Source organism: Megasphaera sueciensis (genome assembly GCF_050219315.1).
Taxonomy (GTDB): Bacteria; Bacillota; Negativicutes; order Veillonellales; family Megasphaeraceae; genus Megasphaera_A; species Megasphaera_A sueciensis.
This window is the reverse complement of the sequence record NZ_CP116939.1, coordinates 225,473-244,137: the sequence shown is the minus strand read 5'-3', so window position 1 is coordinate 244,137 and position 18,665 is coordinate 225,473. Positions and strand designations below refer to the sequence as shown.

General features: G+C 41.6%; 14 protein-coding genes. 1 reads left to right on the top strand and 13 read right to left on the bottom strand.

All coding sequences use genetic code 11. The features are described 5' to 3' along the window. Positions 1-19: 19 nt before the first annotated feature. The 4 genes from alaS to trxA all read right to left on the bottom strand — a co-directional run bounded on the left by alaS (position 20) and on the right by trxA (position 4,903). Positions 20-2,623 carry an alanine--tRNA ligase gene (gene alaS, locus NXG62_RS01200; protein ID WP_427114300.1) on the bottom strand — a complete coding sequence of 868 codons (2,604 nt, stop codon included), beginning with the start codon at positions 2,621-2,623 and terminating at the stop codon, positions 20-22. A 172-nt stretch (positions 2,624-2,795) separates the two neighbouring features. Then, positions 2,796-3,482 (bottom strand): NlpC/P60 family protein, encoded by a 687-nt coding sequence (locus NXG62_RS01195; protein WP_427113233.1) that lies wholly within the window; start codon positions 3,480-3,482, stop codon positions 2,796-2,798. A gap of 82 nt (positions 3,483-3,564) precedes the next feature. Further along, a complete protein-coding gene (locus tag NXG62_RS01190; RefSeq protein ID WP_427113232.1) occupies positions 3,565-4,521 on the bottom strand; it encodes a glycosyltransferase family 2 protein in 957 nt (318 codons plus the stop codon). 58 nt (positions 4,522-4,579) lie between these two features. Then, positions 4,580-4,903, bottom strand: a complete 324-nt coding sequence (trxA, locus tag NXG62_RS01185; protein ID WP_427113231.1) for a thioredoxin — start codon at positions 4,901-4,903, stop codon at positions 4,580-4,582. Positions 4,904-5,153: 250 nt separating this feature from the next. Here trxA and NXG62_RS01180 point away from each other — a divergent pair, with 250 nt between their 5' ends. After that, the gene (locus NXG62_RS01180; protein WP_427111963.1) at positions 5,154-6,089 is read left to right on the top strand and encodes an integrase core domain-containing protein; all 936 of its coding nucleotides are present in this window, start codon (positions 5,154-5,156) and stop codon (positions 6,087-6,089) included. 146 nt (positions 6,090-6,235) lie between these two features. On the opposite strand, the gene yihA is transcribed toward NXG62_RS01180, so the two are convergent. The 9 genes from yihA to NXG62_RS01135 form a co-directional block, all read right to left on the bottom strand. Next, positions 6,236-6,865 carry a ribosome biogenesis GTP-binding protein YihA/YsxC gene (gene yihA / locus NXG62_RS01175; protein WP_427113230.1) on the bottom strand — a complete coding sequence of 210 codons (630 nt, stop codon included), beginning with the start codon at positions 6,863-6,865 and terminating at the stop codon, positions 6,236-6,238. Next, positions 6,849-9,176 (bottom strand): endopeptidase La, encoded by a 2,328-nt coding sequence (lon, locus tag NXG62_RS01170; protein WP_427113229.1) that lies wholly within the window; start codon positions 9,174-9,176, stop codon positions 6,849-6,851. Before lon ends, yihA begins: the two co-directional genes overlap by 17 nt. Positions 9,177-9,291: 115 nt before the next feature. Next, entirely contained in the window at positions 9,292-10,518 is a 1,227-nt protein-coding gene (gene clpX / locus NXG62_RS01165) for an ATP-dependent Clp protease ATP-binding subunit ClpX (protein ID WP_427113228.1), read from the bottom strand. Between the two features lie 19 nt (positions 10,519-10,537). Next, a complete protein-coding gene (gene clpP, locus NXG62_RS01160; RefSeq protein ID WP_427113227.1) occupies positions 10,538-11,146 on the bottom strand; it encodes an ATP-dependent Clp endopeptidase proteolytic subunit ClpP in 609 nt (202 codons plus the stop codon). 35 nt (positions 11,147-11,181) lie between these two features. Further along, on the bottom strand, positions 11,182-12,528 hold the full coding sequence (gene tig, locus NXG62_RS01155) for a trigger factor (RefSeq protein ID WP_427113226.1): 1,347 nt from the start codon (positions 12,526-12,528) through the stop codon (positions 11,182-11,184). A 147-nt stretch (positions 12,529-12,675) separates the two neighbouring features. After that, on the bottom strand, positions 12,676-13,611 hold the full coding sequence (locus tag NXG62_RS01150) for an integrase core domain-containing protein (RefSeq protein ID WP_427113225.1): 936 nt from the start codon (positions 13,609-13,611) through the stop codon (positions 12,676-12,678). Positions 13,612-13,782: 171 nt separating this feature from the next. Further along, positions 13,783-16,212 carry a phenylalanine--tRNA ligase subunit beta gene (pheT, locus tag NXG62_RS01145; RefSeq protein WP_427113224.1) on the bottom strand — a complete coding sequence of 810 codons (2,430 nt, stop codon included), beginning with the start codon at positions 16,210-16,212 and terminating at the stop codon, positions 13,783-13,785. A gap of 14 nt (positions 16,213-16,226) precedes the next feature. Then, positions 16,227-17,252: a phenylalanine--tRNA ligase subunit alpha gene (gene pheS / locus NXG62_RS01140; protein WP_427113223.1), complete on the bottom strand. Its 1,026-nt coding sequence runs from the start codon at positions 17,250-17,252 to the stop codon at positions 16,227-16,229. A 261-nt stretch (positions 17,253-17,513) separates the two neighbouring features. Then, entirely contained in the window at positions 17,514-18,653 is a 1,140-nt protein-coding gene (locus tag NXG62_RS01135) for an acyl-CoA dehydrogenase family protein (protein ID WP_427113222.1), read from the bottom strand. Positions 18,654-18,665: the final 12 nt, after the last annotated feature.

Sequence of the window (18,665 nt, the reverse complement as noted above, 5' to 3'; positions counted from 1 at the left end):
CTTCCTTATCCTCATTGGACTATTTTTCTAATACATCGTAAATGGCCCTATAGCCAGCTTTTAAAGCTTCATTTATATGCTGCGGTTCTTTGCCGCCGGCTTGCGCCATATCAGGACGGCCGCCGCCATTACCTCCGGCAGCTTGTGCTGCCGCTTTGATGATTTTTCCGGCATGAAGACCTTTTGCCGTGTCTGCTTTGGCCACCTTGCAAACAAAATTGATTTTATCCGCATGAATGGCTCCCAATAAAACGACGCCGCCCCTGAGACGATCCAATATAGTATCCGCCAAATCACGTAATTCATCGATAGAATCAACATCAGCTTGCGCTGTAACAACAGATACCGCAGCAATAGTTTCTTTATGTGCAATAATGGAATCTACTCCGGAAAGAACCTCTTTCTTTTTTAAATCCTGCAATTCTTTTTCTGTTTCTCTCATTTGAGTCAACATATGTTCCAATTTTTCTGGAATCTCTTCGCTTTTTGTTTTAAGAAGACTGGCTATTATTTCCAGTTCTTTAACATCCGCTTGTGATTTTTCAAGTGCAGCAGCCCCTGTTACAGCTTCAATACGGCGCACCCCTGTACCAATGCCGGATTCACTTAAAATACGCAGAGAACCGATCACAGAGGTATTGGCTACATGAGAGCCGCCACAAAGTTCACAACTGAAATCATCTACAGTAACCACACGGACGATATCCCCGTATTTTTCACCAAAAAGCGCCATAGCTCCTTTTTCCTTAGCTGCCGCAATAGGCATTTCTTCAATCGTAATAGGAATCGCCTTAAGGATTTCCGTATTTACTAAATCTGAAATTTGATCCAATTCCTGCGTTGTAATAGGAGAAAAATGCGTAAAGTCAAATCGCAGTCGTTCCGGAGTAACGAGAGAACCAGCCTGATTGACGTGATCTCCCAACACACGGCGCAATGCAGCCTGCAACAAATGTGTTGCTGTATGGTTGCGGGCCATAGCTAGATTACGATCCGTATCAACGGCAATATCCATGACATCTCCGCAATGAACTACCCCTTCCTCTACAGCAGCTATCAAATACACCAACCCATTGGGCAATGCCTTAGCATCTTCGACAACGACCTTGCCAAATGCACTGGTAAGCACACCGGTATCGCCAAGCTGTCCTCCACCTTCTGCATGAAAGGGATTTATATCAAGAATTACAGTAACTTCCTGGCCATCATGAGCTTCCTTTATTTCAATGCCATCTTTGCCTAACATGACGACTTCAGCAGTAACGGCATGTACATCGTTCGTCAATTTTCCCTGATCCAGATGTGTTGTATCAGGTGTTGCTACTTTAGCAGCGGCATCATGACGAGCCGCTCTGGCACGTTCCTGCTGTTTCTTCATTGCCTTCTCAAAACCGTCTCTGTCAATAGCAATTCCGTGCTCCTGTGCAATTTCCTCCGTCAGCTCTACGGGAAATCCAAATGTATCATATAATTTAAATACTTCTGACCCAGCCAGCACTTTATTGTCCCCGGACGCGTCCATGGTTTCCTTCAAAAGCGCTAACCCTTGTGCTAGCGTAGCGCTGAATTGCTTTTCTTCCGTTTCGATAACTTTCTTGATAAATTTCTTATGCTCTATCAGTTCCGGATATTCCCCGCCAAGAATTTCGATAACCGTATCAACTAATCCTGCCAAGAAAATATCAGTAATTCCCAGTACACGGCCAAACCGCACCGCTCTACGCAATATACGCCGCAATACATACCCGCGGCCTTCATTGGACGGCAAAATACCATCACTGATCATGACCGTAATTGCCCGGATATGGTCTGCAATAACTTTAAGAGCTACTTTGTCGCTAGGATCAGAATACTCTCTATGACAAATAGAAAGTACCTGTTCGATAATAGGATAAATTAAATCCGTTTCAAAATTTGATTCTTTTTGCTGAATCACAGAAGCTAGTCGTTCCAAACCTGCTCCTGTATCAATATTCTTTTTTTCCAATGGATGATATTCTCCATTAGCATCCCGATCAAATTGTGTAAAAACAAGATTCCATATTTCAAGATACCGGTCGCAATCACATCCAACGGTACAAGTAGGTTGTCCACAACCACGTTCCGGACCAAGATCATAAAAGATTTCACTATCGGGACCGCAAGGACCTTCTCCAATTTCCCAGAAATTGTCTTCCATTTTAAAAATCCGTTCATCTGCCAGTCCGATCATATTATGCCAATAGTCATATGCTTCCGTATCATCCGGATAAATGGTAACATAGAGTTTATCTTTATCTAGTGCCAACACTTCTGTAAGAAATTCCCAAGCCCAAGAAATGGCTTCTTTTTTAAAATAATCGCCAAAAGAAAAATTTCCCAGCATTTCAAAAAACGTATGATGACGAGCTGTGCGTCCCACATTATCAATATCTCCCGTGCGAATACATTTTTGGCTGGTAGTTACACGATAAGACGGTGGAACAAGTTTACCCGTAAAATAGGGTTTTAACGGAGCCATGCCGGCACCTATAAGCAGTAAACTGGGATCATTTTCCGGTATCAATGGAAAACTGTGTAAAATCATATGTTCTTTACTTTTGAAAAAATTCAAATAGGCACTGCGAATTTCATTTCCCGTCATATACTTCATGCTGTAAACACTCCTCTGTTATCTTCCTTTATGGGAACGATTATACTCTAGTTACCCCCTTTAAAGCAACTGTTCCCATATAATACACCTTTAATTTATATGTTTTTTTATAAAACTACAAAACAAGGAGGCGATCCGCCCCCTTGTCTGCGCAAATTACTTGTTAACGTACTCGTTTAGCACCCACATACCGAGAAGACCAATACCCGTTTGACATACTATCTACACGAATACCACCACTTGATGTGGCACTAATAAATTTATCATTGCCTACGTAAATCCCCGAGTGGGACACACCCGGACAATAGGTTGTAAAAAACACGAGATCTCCGGGAATCAAATCAGACCTTGAAACAGGAGAGCCAACCATATACTGCTGATCAGCCAGACGTGGCAAATTGATGCCCGCATTAGAAAATACATATTTTGTAAACCCTGAACAATCAAATCCTTTAGGTGTATTCCCACCCCATACATAAGGAACCCCGACATATTTATTAGCAATAGAAACAAGACGATTGCCCATATCATCAGAAGAAAATCTTTGATAACTAATTTGATCTTCGTTGATCATCTTCATACGTTTTCCAGTAATTTGGTAAAAAGTCCAATCTCCTACTTTACCGCTAATCTGAATGCGCCGATCCGCTTGAAACTTGGCAACGGCTCTTGCCGTATCTTCCGTATATATACCGTTTGTTTTTACTCGATACCCTTTTTTTATCAGCTGCTGTTGTATCAGCATTACATCATTTCCCTTATCACCAATGGAATAATAGGCACCAACTGGAACGACCATCATCATCAATAAGACAGCCATCAAAAAAATTCTGTTAACATTCTTCCACATAAAGACTCCTTTCTATCTCCGGGTTATCATAATATAGTCCCGTACCTCGTCAGGATTCGATACTCTTTTATGTATACAGTTTCTACTTGCGATGCCGGCCTAATTCTGCCCGTATCCAATATAAAGGCCGACGCTTTACCTCTTCAAATATCCGGCCAATATATTCCCCAATAATTCCCAAAAATATAAGCTGCAGACCACCTGCCAGCGACACGACAATCATAGTAGTCGCCCAGCCGGGAACAGCCAATCCAGCCAATTTACAATATAAAACATGGATAATCAAAAAAACACTGAGCAAGCCGCTCAATAACCCAATATATAGGGAAGCTCTTAACGGCATAGTCGAATAGGCTGTTATGCCATCCAAAGCAAATCGCAGCATTTTGCGAGGAGAAAACTTTGATTTACCGGCATAACGCGGTGGTGCTACAAACTTAATTGTCGTCCGCTTATAGCCAATATCTCCCATCATACCGCGAATAAATCTATCATGTTCCCGAAACAACATAAAGGTTTCCAATACCTTGCGGTCTATCAATCTAAAATCTGATCCCCCCGGAACGATATCGACCTGAGAGATAGCATTGATAATCTTATAATACCATTTCGAAGTTGTCCGTTTAAGGAAATTCGCATCATCCGTAGACACCCGAATCGTCTGGACCACTTCATACCCTTCCTGCCATTTTTTTACTAAATCAGGAATCATCACCGGTGGATGTTGTAAATCCCCATCCATCGTAATAACCGCATCCCCTTGTGCATGATCCATACCACACGTAATTGCCAATTGATGTCCAAAATTTCGAGCCAGAATCAACGCACGAACATGTTCATCTTGTTGTGTCAAACGACTTAACATCAACGGTGTTGCATCTTTCGAACCATCGTCGACAAATATAATTTCATAATCCATGTCTATTGTCCCTACTGCTTTTATGGCTTCTTCATAAAACTTCTCTACATTATCTTCTTCGTTATACACAGGAACTACAATAGACAATAGCATTTTTTTCACCAACTTAATTGAATTCATTATGAGTATTATACCATTCTTCGGTTTTACCTGTCAAAATTTACTTTTTACTTAGGTATCATTCGAGTGTATGCAGCAATTTTTCAATTTCCTGCTGTGATGCATACCCAATAAGCCGTTTAATAAGTCTGCCGTCTTTAAAAAACAACAAAGTAGGAACGGCCATAACTTCATACTGTTCAGCCAATTCATGAAAAGCATCCACATCTACCTTAACCACTTTAACTTTAGTTTCAAATGTCTCTGCCACTCGTTTAATCTCCGAACGAATCATCTTACAGGGCTCGCACCATGATGCCCAAAAATCAACAATCACAATGCCCGGCTGATCAATGACACGCAATCGAAAATCACCTTTATTTTCAATTGCCATAATAGACATATTTCCCCATCCCTCCCAGGAATTACAGTAGTTGTAAGAATTGTGTCAAAATCATTAATATACTGCAAAATATTCGGCAATCTTATTTATTATAACAAATTTTATATAAAATATATAGAGGCAGCTGATTTTATACCGCATAACCGTGTAGGTTTACCATAGATATGTTACAAAAACAGAAATGAGAGAACACCTTTTTGTGTTATGCTTAAGTTACTACGCAAAACCATAACAGAAAGGGAGTCCTCTCATGAACAGCATAACACAAGATGTAAAATATCGTCTATCTATTCTTTCCTATGCAACAAAGCATGGTGTCACAAAAACTGCCATAAAATATCGTACGAATCGCCAGTTTATCTATCGCTTGCAATGGCGCTATGATGGGACCCCGGCATCGTTACAGCCCCGATCCAGACGCCCTCACCATCATCCCAATCAACACACGTCTCAAGAGATAACGTTTATTCAGAATATGCGACGACGAAATCCGCATGCCGGGCTGGTCGTGTTTTGGATCAAGCTAAGAAAACGGGGATATACACGATCCATCACGGGCCTATATCGCTGTTTAAAGCGTATCGGACTCACACGGGAATCCGTACCGAACCCAAAGTACATCCCCAAGCCCTATCAACAAGCACTGTTCCCTGGAGAAAAAGTGCAGGTAGATGTCAAAGTAGTTCCTTCTGCTTGCATCGTGGGGCAGGCACATGCGCTGGGTGAAAAGATGTACCAGTACACCGCTATGGATGAATGTACGCGCGTTCGGTATTTGGAAGCATTCCAAGAACAGAGCACCTATTCTTCCACGATATTTCTCCAACACTTGGTACGAAGATTCTCGTTTCCCATTTGTAAAATCCAAACCGACAATGGCTTTGAATTCACCAACCGATTTGGTCGAAGTAAGACAGCGGAACTCACGCTGTTTGAACGACAATTGGCAGCCTATCACATTATCCATCAAAAAATCCGTCCCTATACACCAAGACATAACGGAAAGGTAGAACGATCTCACCGAAAAGATAACGAGTATTTCTATGCGAATCATCGCTTTTATTCCTTTGAAGATTTCAAAAAACAGTTGGCTGTCCGTAATAGAGAATACAATAATTTTCCTATGCGTCCCCTGGCTTGGAAATCTCCCAATGAAGTTCTCCGATCTTTTCTCTCCGCTATGTAACATATGTTTGACAAACCTACACAGCTGATTTTATACCGCATAACCGTACCAAAGCTCAAATTTCATAAATCAATTGAGCTCGTTTCTCACTATATCGAAAAGGTACCTGTTCGTTCGAAAACAACAAACAAGTACCTTTACATTATTTAAATCATACTGCGAAAACGATTTAACAGTATCTCCCGTCCTTCGTTTTTTAAAGAAGAATAAGCAACTGCCGGAAAAGTTCCCGGAAACAATTGATCCAATGTTGTCAAATTACGTTTTCGTTCTGCTGTTTTCAGTTTATCCGCTTTAGTCCCAATAATCTGCAGCGGTACGCCATGACTGCGCATCCATTCGTAAGCCTTTTTATCTATAGCAAGTCCGGGATGCCGCAAATCCATAAGCAGGCATAATAGCGCTAATCTCGGAGACTGTTCAATATATTCTCCTATGAAGGTACCCCACATATTTCGATTGGCTCCTCCCGTCTTAGCAAAACCATAGCCCGGAAGATCAACAAAAAACAATGGGCAGCGTTCTGATTCCTCTCCCTTTTTTTCCCGCAATATTACAGTATAAAAATTTACAGTCTGTGTTTTTCCGGGTTCACCACTTACCCGTGCCAACCCTCGATAATTACAAAGAGAATTAATGAGACTCGATTTTCCTACATTGGATCGTCCTAAAAAAGCAATTTCCATTAATTCACTTTCTGGGTATTGCTCCTTGCGTACAGCAGAAGCCGTATATTCAGCTCTTATAATCTGCAAATCTCTAGATTCTGTCATCATGATTCACCAACGCTTGACTTAACACCTCATCCATGGACTGGACAAATACAAATTGTACATCTTCCTGCACAGACCGGGGTACATCTGCCATATCCCGTTTATTATCTACGGGCAAAAGTATTTTCTTGATACCTGCGCGATGAGCTGCTAATACCTTTTCCTTAATTCCTCCCACCGGCAGTATCGTCCCTCTCAATGTAATTTCACCTGTCATCGCGATATCATGATGTACCGCCTTACCCGTCAATGCGGAAGCAATCGCAGTTGCCATTGTAATTCCTGCCGACGGTCCGTCCTTAGGAATGGCCCCCTCGGGAAGATGAATATGGAGATCTGTGTTTGTATAAAAATCTTCGGCTAATCCTAAATCATCTGCCCGACGACGTATGTAAGTTACTCCGGCTTCAGCCGATTCTTTCATAACATCCCCTAACTGACCGGTCAAGGTAAGTTGCCCCTTTCCTTTTACAGCGACAGCTTCTGTCTCTAAAACTTCACCGCCTACCTGGGTCCAAGCCAATCCTGTTACAATACCGATTTCATCGTTTTTACTAAGCTTCGTATCAAAAAAACGCGCAGGTCCCAATAATTTTTCTAAATTCTTAACACTCACAGTAAGAGGTGTCTTTTCTCCTAATAACAGCGATTTGCCAACTTTACGGCAAACTGCTCCAATTTTGCGTTCCAGCGATCTGACGCCAGCTTCGCGTGTATAATCACGAATAATATGGCGCAAAACGGTATCTGAAAACTTAGCTCTAGCCATTGTAACTCCATTAGCGGCAATCTGCTTTGGCACAAGATAGCGTTTTGCAATCTGCAATTTTTCCTCATCTGTATACCCTGAAAGTTCAACAATTTCCATCCGATCCTGAAGAGGTTTAGGAATATCACTCATCACATTGGCTGTCATAATCCAAAACACTTTAGATAAATCAAACGGTATTTCAATAAAGTGATCGCTAAACATATTATTTTGTTCTGGATCCAGCACTTCAAGAAGTGCCGAAGATGGATCACCACGCATATCAGATGTCATTTTATCAATTTCATCAAGCAAAAACACTGGATTTTTAGTACCGGCCTGCTTCATACCTGATATAATCCGCCCCGGCATAGAACCGATATAAGTCCGGCGATGACCGCGAATTTCGGCTTCATCACGCACGCCTCCTAAAGAAATACGTACATACTTACGATTCATAGCCCGCGCAATAGAACGTGCCAAGCTTGTTTTCCCCGTCCCCGGAGGTCCTACCAAACACAAAATAGGTCCTTTTGAATCATGTGTCAGCTGTCGAACAGCTAAAAATTCAATAATACGTTCTTTTATTTTTGTTAGTCCATAGTGATCCTCATCCAGAATTTTCTGAGCCTCTGCTAAATCCAGCCGATCCTTTGTTTCCTTAGTCCAAGGCAAAGACAAGGCCCAATCTAAATAAGTACGGATAATCGCCGATTCTGCCATCATAGGCGGCATTGAATCAAGCCGGTCTACTTCTTTCAATAAACGTTGCTCCACCGACTTTTCAAGTTTCATATCATGAATTTTTTTACGCAGATTTTCTACTTCTTCATCGGGATCAACTTTATCCCCCAGTTCTTTATGAATCGCTTTAATCTTTTCACGTAAATAATATTCTTTTTGAGCTTGATCCATTTTTCCACGTACTTCTACATTCAGCTGCGACTCCAAATCGGCGATTTCTACTTCCGTATCAAGCAGCGAACAAATTCGACGCATCCGTTCAGATACATCTGCTATCTCCAGTAATTCTTGCCGGACTATCATTTGCAGAGGTAACTGGGAAGCAATAAAATCGGAAAGTATACCCGGGGTAGTAAGAGTCTGCGCCTTCTGCAGAATATCATCTCTGTTTTTAATCGTTTCCAACCACTCTGTAAACCGGCCAAGCATGACCCGTCGATATGCTTCATCTTCTACAGAGGAAGTACCATATTCATTTATTTCAACTCCGGCAACTTCAAAATAATTTTTCTTGCGAGAAAAGCCGTGTATACTTACACGAGAAATTCCATCAACGAGAACCCGGGCGACACCGCCGGGAAGGCGCAGCATCTGCTGAACTTTTACTAATGTTCCTGTATGATATATATCATCGAAATCAGGATTGTCTTCATTTTCATCTATTTGTGCCGATACGATCAGCATACGGTCATGAGCCATTGCATATTCTACAGCAGCTAAAGACTTTTCACGTCCTATATCCAAATGACTCAGTAGTTTTGGAAACACAACGATGCCGCGCAAAGGAACAAAAGGCAAAGCCAAGATTGATTTATCATCCATTTGATTCACCTACATTTCCTTTTCTTAAATAAAATTCTATAAGTTAAAACAAAACTCATTTCTCACGATGAAGAAATGAGTTTTGCTGTTGTAAGCATGTCTAATGCGTATATACCTATTCCATAATAATGGTAGGTTCCGCTTTTTTTGTAACGCAATCTTTCGTTACGATACATTCCTTAACATCTGTCCGGGAAGGAACGTCAAACATGACATCCAGCATAATGCGTTCAATAATAGAACGCAACCCCCGGGCCCCTGTATTCCGGCGCAGAGCTTCTTTTGCAATGGCCCGCAAGGCGTCTTCTTCAAACGTAAGTTTAACGTGATCCATATCAAGCATCTTTTCATATTGCTTGACCAATGCATTTTTAGGCTCCGTCAAAATATGCATCATTGCATCTTCATCCAGAGGATTCAACGTCACCAAGACAGGAAGACGGCCAACCAACTCTGGAATAAGGCCAAATTTCTGTAAATCGGCAGGAATAATCTCTTGCAAAATAGTTTCCATAGACTGTTCATCTTTTGAATGAATGTCAGCGCCAAACCCCATATTTTTATCAGATGTACGGTTTAATATCGTTTTATCAATACCATCGAAAGCACCGCCGCAAATAAACAAAATATTTGTGGTGTCAATCTGCAGCATTTCTTGATGCGGATGTTTGCGTCCTCCCTGAGGCGGCACTCCCGCAACGGTTCCTTCCAAAATTTTAAGCAAAGCCTGCTGTACTCCTTCACCAGATACATCACGGGTGATAGACGGATTTTCCGACTTACGGGCAATTTTATCGATTTCATCAATATAAATAATGCCACGTTCAGCTTTGGCGATATCATAATCAGCTGCCTGAATCAATTTAAGCAGACAATTTTCTACATCTTCTCCAACATAGCCAGCTTCGGTCAAACTTGTCGCATCAGCAATGGCAAATGGTACATCCAAAAGACGTGCCAGTGTTTGCGCCAGAAGTGTTTTACCACATCCTGTCGGCCCTACCATAATGATATTAGACTTCTGTAATTCTACATCTTCTACTATACTGCCGGTCTGTAATCTTTTGTAATGATTATATACAGCTACCGACAACGTTTTTTTTGCACTTTCTTGTCCGATGACATACTGATCCAGTGTCTCTTTGATTTGATGCGGTGTCGGCAATTCCTTTAATTGGAAAGAAGATGACTCTTCCTTCATTTCTTCTTCCAGAATATGCTGAGCAACTGTTACACATTCATCACAAATATATACACCGGGACCGGCTATCAACTTCTGAACTTCGCTTTGCGACCGTCCGCAAAAGCTGCATTTTGGTTCTTCTGTCCTATCTTTCACCAATAGTTCCTCCTGGTAGTGACTACTTCACGGGTGCCATATCATGAGGACGAAGAAGAATTTCATCGACCAATCCATATTTCTTGGCATCTTCAGCAGTCATGAAATTATCACGTTCTGTATCTTTCATGATAACATCTAACGACTGTCCCGTATGTTGAGACAATAACGTATTCAATTCTTTGCGCATACGCAGGATTTCTCGGGCATGGATTTCAATTTCCGTGGCCTGTCCCTGAACACCGCCCAAAGGTTGATGAATCATAATTTGTGAATGAGGCAGGGCAAACCGTTTCCCTTTTGCCCCCGCCGTTAATAAAACGGAAGCCATACTAGCTGCCGATCCCACGCAAATCGTAGAAACATCCGGTTTAATATACTGCATTGTATCATAAATCGCCATCCCGGCTGTTACAACACCGCCTGGACTGTTGATATATAAATGAATATCCTTATCAGGATTTTCCGCTTCCAAGAATAATAACTGTGCAATAATCGTATTGGCAGTTACATCTTCAATAGTGCCACCCAAAAAAACGATGCGATCCTTCAGAAGGCGCGAATAAATATCATAACTCCGTTCTCCCTGAGACGACTGTTCCACAACCATCGGTACATATTGCATATTCATAGCTAACACCTCGTAATTATAACGTTCCGGATGTCTTATTCTTTATCTTCGGCTTCTACCTTTTCCACTTTCGGTTCTTCTTCCTTAGCGTTCGTATCAATAGCATTGGAAAGAATAAAGGAAGCGGCTTTTTTACGGCCTACCGACTGAACGAGCATCGGAATACGTTTTTCCTTCATAATAATTTTATAAACTTCTTTGGGATCCGCCCCAAAATTCTGAGCCATTGTAAATATTTCAGCATTCAAATCATTATTATTTACTTCGATATTTTCAGCCTTGCAGATGGCTTCTAGAACAAGATCCATCTTCACATTATCTTTAGCTGGTTCCTTATAGCCTTCCTTGAGCTTATCCATATCTTGATTTGTATATTTCAGATAATCATCGATTTTCATACCCTGTGTTTCGAGTTTCATGGTGAGTTCTTCAAGCATCTGTGTAACTTTATCGTCGATCATTACTTCCGGAATATCAACTTCAGCATTGCCTATCGCTGTTTTCAATACTTCCCCGTTAAAAGTTTCCAATGCTTTAAAAGAAGCTTGTGTTTCTAACTTTTTCCGAGTGTCGTTCTTAAGCTCGTCCAACGTTTCATTTTTAAAATATTCTTTAGCAAATTCATCATTAAGAGCTGGCAGTTCACGACGTTTTACATCATTTACGGTAACCGCAAATACAGCTTCCTTACCCGCAAGATCTTTTTGGAAATAATCTTCCGGGAAGGATACCTTTACCTCCTTCTGATCTCCCGCTTTACAACCGATAAGTTGTTCTTCAAAGCCAGGAATGAAACTGCCGGAACCGATCTGGAGAGGATAAGCTTTCCCTTCTCCGCCTTCAAAAGGAACGCCATCTATGCTCCCTTTAAAATCAATAATGGCAAAATCATCATTGGCAATTTCTGTACCTTCCAGCGCTACAACGAGTTTAGAATGTGCTTTCTGTAAATTGATCAATTCATCAGAAATTTGTTCTTCCGTAACTTCGGAAGCTGGTTTAGCTGCTTTAATACCTTTATATTCGCCAAGCGTAACTGCCGGTTTTTTCGTAAGTGTCGCTTCAAATACTAAATCCTGTCCGACTTCGTTAGTAACAACATTAATATCAGGATCCGTAACAGGTATAATGTCCTGTTCTTTCAAAGCATCATTATAGGATTTTGAAGCAATAACTTCAAAAATTTCTTCTTTTACAGCATCTTTACCCAAAAAGCTTTCCAACACCTTACGCGGTGCTTTTCCTTTACGAAAGCCCGGTATATTTACCTTATTGGCTAAATTTTTGCAAGCTGCTTTTGTGCCCTTTTCCGCTTCTTCTACAGGCACTTCGATGTGCAGAGTTACTTTATGCTGGTCTACTTCATTGACTGTTACTTTCATTCTAAAAAGTCCTCCTTATGGGCACTATACCCAGTCCGTTATCTATAAAACTCCATACTACGCTCTTCATCATATCATAAAATTCCACGATTGACAATAAAAACGAAACAAACATATCCTCCGTCTTGTAGGTTTGTCAAACATATGTTACACAGTAGCAAGAAAAGAACGAAGGACTTCGTTAGGAGATTTCCAAGCCAGAGGACGCATAGGAAAATTATTGTATTCTCTACTACGTACTGCTAACTGTTTTTTGAAATCTGCAAAAGAATAAAAACGATGCTCCGCATAGAAGTACTCGTTGTCTTTTCGATGAGAGCGCTCTACCTTTCCGTTATGCCGCGGCGTATACGGCCGTATTTTTTGATGGATAATGTGATAGGCTGCCAATTGTCGTTCAAACAGCGTGAGTTCCGCTGTCTTACTTCGACCAAATCGGTTGGTGAATTCAAAGCCATTGTCGGTTTGGATTTTACAAATGGGAAACGAGAATCTTCGTACCAAGTGTTGGAGAAATATCGTGGAAGAATAGGTGCTCTGTTCTTGGAATGCTTCCAAATACCGAACGCGCGTACATTCATCCATAGCCGTGTATTGGTACATTCTTTCACCCAGCGCATGTGCCTGCCCCACGATGCAAGCAGAAGGAACTACTTTGACATCTACCTGCACTTTTTCTCCAGGGAACAGTGCTTGTTGATAGGGCTTGGGGATGTACTTTGGGTTCGGTACGGATTCCCGTGTGAGTCCGATACGCTTTAAACAGCGATATAGGCCCGTGATGGATCGTGTATATCCCCGTTTTCTTAGCTTGATCCAAAACACGACCAGCCCGGCATGCGGATTTCGTCGTCGCATATTCTGAATAAACGTTATCTCTTGAGACGTGTGCTGATTGGGATGATGGTGAGGGCGTCTGGATCGGGGCTGTAACGATGCCGGGGTCCCATCATAGCGCCATTGCAAGCGATAGATAAACTGGCGATTCGTACGATATTTTATAGCAGCAATAGTCACACCATATTTTCTGGCGTAAGAAAGAATAGATAGACGATACTTTACATCTTGTGTTATGCTGTTCATGAGAGAGCACCCTTTCTGTTGTGGTTTGGTATAGACAACTTAAGCATAACACAAAATGGTGCTCTCTCTTTTCTGTTTTTGTAACATATCTATGGTAAACCTACAAACGAAACAAACATATCCTCCGTCTATTTTAACAGACGGAGGATACCGCTTAAAGAGCAAAACATTCTAGCGCAAAGTACAGTCCAGATTATTCTTCAAATCTTCAAGCATCGAATCAATATACATTTGGATATTCTCATCAGTCAACGTAGTTTCCGCTGAACGAAATGTCAAAGAATAGGCCATACTCTTATAATTTTTAGGAACTTGTTTTCCTTGGTACATATCAAAAAGATGAACAGATTCCAGATATTCTCCCCCATCTTTAATAAGGATTTCCTGAATATCCGAATTAGCCGTTCCTACGGGGGCCAAAAAGGCTAAATCACGACTAATCGCAGGGAATTTAGCAACTTTTTTGTAGTTTCCAATAAAATCAATATAAGGAATCATTACATCTAAATACATTTCGAAAGCATACACAGGACCTGCAATATCATAATTATCGATAACAGCAGGATGTAATTCGCCGAATTGAGCCAGTATTTTACCATCTTTTACAAACTTTGCAGCTTTTCCCGGATGAAACGGTGCAAATTCAGTACTTTCCAAGTCAGCGCTTATACCCAGTTCTTCAAGCACGGTTTCTACAATTCCCTTGACATCATAAAAATCATATTTAGCAATTTTTCCGGGCCATATTCCTGTATCACGTAATCCATAAAGAACGCCGGCAACCTGTTTCTTCTCATACGGAAGTTCAGTAATCGGCAATTGTTTCGGGATATATACAGAAGCAATTTCATAGGCGGCAACAGCATTATTTTTCACGGCCTGATTTCTAACCAGCATATCCATAAGGGAAGGAAGCAAGGTCGTACGCATCAGCGGAAATTCTTCTGTAATAGGATTAAGAATAGGTACCGCCGTATATAATGGATCTTCAGCCGGGAACAGCAGTTTTTTTAGTGATTCATGATTCATGAAGCTGAATGTCACTGTTTCGTTCAAACCGCACGCGCTGAGAATTTCAGAAACTTTTTCCGTTACTTCATGATGGTATCCTTCTTCCCCTTCAGAAATATTACTCCACGGTCTTGTAGATTGAATATTTTCATATCCATAAATACGTGCTACTTCTTCACTGATATCTGCCATTTCTGTGCAATCACCGCGCCAAGATGGAACTATCGCCGTGATACTATCATTGTCTCCTTGTTCGATACCAAATTCCAATGTCTTCAAAATCGAAACCATTTGGTCGCCAGGAATATCTGTCCCCAGATAGGCATTAATTTGCTGAACCGTAAAAGATATCCGCGTAACAGGCTGTGGTTCTGGATATATGTCAATAATTCCCCGTGCTACATCACAAGCTCCCATTTTCTGCAAAAGCTGTGCACAACGGTCTAACGATGCAATACAGCCTTCTGCATCTATACCGCGTTCAAAGCGTGCTGAAGCTTCCGAACGCAAACCAAGCGCGCGACCGGTTTTACGAATAGTGGAACCTTTAAAAGAAGCGGCTTCAAGTATAACAGCTGTCGTCTTACCAGTTACTTCTGTTTCAAAACCGCCCATAACCCCAGCAACACCGCAAGCTTTATCAGGATCGGCAATAACCAGCATTTCGGAAGTAAGTATACGTTCTACACCATCCAATGTTTTTAATACTTCCCCGTTTCTTGCACGACGCGGAATGAGATGATGACCGGAAACCTTATCATAATCATAGGCATGCATCGGAATCCCTAATTCCAACATGACATAGTTTGTTGCATCAACCACGTTGTTAATCGGACGAACTCCGGATTTACGGAGACGCTGCTGCATCCATAATGGAGATTTTCCTATTTTTACATTTAAAAGCAGACGGGATGCAAAACGATTGCATAATTCAGGAGCTTCATTCGTAACGATCACATTACCGCTAATGGATTGCTCGCATTCATCGACTTCAATGGAAGGATATTTTGCTGTTGTATTACCTAAAACAGCAAATTCACGGCTTAAGCCGACCATGCTGAAACAATCCGCACGGTTCGGAGTTAATTCATATTCATAAACGGTATCTTTAAGTCCCAAAAAATCAACAGCATCGACCCCGACAGGTGTATTATCCGGCAATATCCAAATGCCGTTGCGTTCCTCCGGCAGCAGCAAACTGTCATCAAAACCCAATTCATGCGCAGAACATAACATGCCTTCAGAAACTTGACCGCGAAGTTTGGATTTTTTAATTTTCACCCCACCCGGCAGTATCGCTCCATGAATAGCAACGGGAACGACTTGCCCTTCACGAACATTCGGTGCCCCCGTAACAATAGTAAGTTCTTTATCTCCCATGTCCATCTGGCAAATAACAAGATGATCGGCATCAGGATGCTTTATAATTTTCAGAATTCTTCCCGTGTATATATTTTTGATATCGGTCCCCCAGCATTCTACTTGTTCTACAGGCACACCGGCAACAGTCATAATATCAGCAAAGATTTGTGGATCCTTGGTTGTATCGACATCCACATACTCCTTCATCCAGCGTAATGAACTTTTCATAATTTTTTTACCTCCTAAAACTGATTCAAGAACCTCATATCATCTTCATAGAACAACCGCAAATCATCAATACCGTATTTTAGCATAGCGATGCGTTCCACACCCATGCCAAAAGCAAATCCGCTGACCTTATCCGGATCATACCCGTTTAAGCGCAATACATTGGGATGCACCATCCCACAGCCGAGGATTTCCAACCAACCTGTATGCGAGCATACGCGACAACCTTTGCCGCCGCACATCACACAAGAAATATCTACTTCAGCACTCGGTTCTGTAAAAGGGAAGAAACTGGCACGAAAACGGACCTTTGTTTCCGGTCCGAAAATCTCTCTTAAAAAGTCTTCCAACATCCCTTTCAAGTCAGAAAAACGGATTCCTTTATCGACAATAAGTCCTTCCATCTGATGAAATACCGGGGAATGCGTAGCATCATAATCCCAGCGATACACTTTGCCCGGCACAATGACCTTAACCGGTTCATTCGGATTATGTGCCTGTAATGTTCGAGCCTGCATAGGCGACGTATGGGTACGCAGCAAAATTTTATCCGTAATGTACATAGAATCCTGCATGTCACGTGCCGGATGATCATCAGGAAAATTCAAGCACTGGAAATTGTAATAATCATCTTCAATTTCTGGTCCCTCAGCAATGGAAAATCCCATTTTTAAAAAAGCATTTTCCATGCAGCGCCGTGTTAAATGGAGCGGATGCATATGACCTAGAACGGGTTTACGTCCAGGTAACGTAATATCTATTTTTTCTGATTGAATTTTTTGTTCCATTTCATGTTGTTTCAATTCTTCCATTCTATCGGCAAGTGCTGCTTCAATCTTAGTGCGTGCCGTATTAACTAACTGACCCACAGCAGGACGTTCTTCTTTCGATAATTTGCCGAGTTCTTTCATTACCGCCGTTAGTTCTCCTTTTTTACCTAAATACTTGACACGAATATTCTGCACATCCTGCAGTGCTTCCGCGTTATCAATCTGTTCCCGTACAGCAGCTTTGATAACCTCAATTTTTTCCTTCATCACAGTTCCTCCTCTATCGTAAAAAAATAGACCTCCACCCCCTAAGGGGCGAAAGTCACGTTTCGCGGTACCACCCTAATTATTACTCTTTCATCCGTTAACGGAGATATCCGTCCCATCTACTTCATTCAACGGGAAGCTCCAAAGTGAACACATGAAAGCATCGGCATCAAAACTCTCAATCTATGATTCTGATTCCCTGTACCCGATATATTCTCCCATGTTCTCTTTTTCATAGCACTATTTCATATGATTTATATTCTATCAGTATAATGTCTTGTTGGCAATAACCAATCTTTGGATTTGATTTGTACCTTCATAAATCTGCATGATTTTGGCATCACGCATGTATTTTTCCACAGGATATTCTTTCATATAGCCATATCCGCCCATAACCTGCACTGCATTAACAGTAACATCCATAGCAATATCCGAAGCATTGCACTTCGCAATAGCAGCTTCCCGGCTAAATTCCATTCCCTGATCTTTCATCCAGCAGGCACGCTGTACTAAAAGACGGGCACCTTCAACCTTCATGGCCATATCAGCAATCATCCCTTGAACCATTTCAAAAGAAGCAATAGGTTTGCCAAATTGCTGACGAACTTTCGCATATTCCCCGCAGGCACGAAATGCAGCTTCTGCTATACCAACGGAAATAGACCCCACAAACGGTCTGGCAGCATCCAATGTGTTCATGGCAATGCGGAAGCCGTGCCCTTCACGGCCAAGACGATTTTCAACAGGAACAAAACAATCTTGGAAAATCAACTCCGTCGTATTCGACGCACGAATTCCCATTTTGTTTTCTTCTTTGCCCACAGTAAAACCGGGAGTTCCTTTTCGTACAATAAAAGCCGTCAATCCACGAATGCCGACACTTTTACGTGTATTGGCAAAAATAACAAAAACCTCTGCCAATGCGCCATTCGTAATAAAACACTTTGTGCCATTTAAAATATAGCCTTTGCCATCCTCTGTTTTTTTAGCAGACGTCGCAACAGCACCGGCATCCGAACCAACACCGGGTTCGGTAAGAGCAAACGCCGCTAGTTTATCTTGGCAGATAATATCAAAATATCGCTTTTTCTGATCATCATTTCCGGCTATAATAACAGGATAAGCTGCCAACGCGTTAGCAGCAACAGTTGTAGCTATTCCGGCACAACCTTTTCCTAATTCTTCATAAATGCCTGCAATCGTAACCGCATCTAAACCGGCACCTCCGAATTCTTCAGGAATAGCAACTCCCAACAATCCCTGAGCAGCTAATTTATCAAGTAATCCGTCACGGATTTTCCCTTTCTCATCCATTTCTCCCGCATAGGGAACGATTTCCTTTTCTACAAGATCGCGAACGACTTTAATAATATCCTGTTGTTCCTCATTGTAACTGAAATCCATGTTGATAACCAA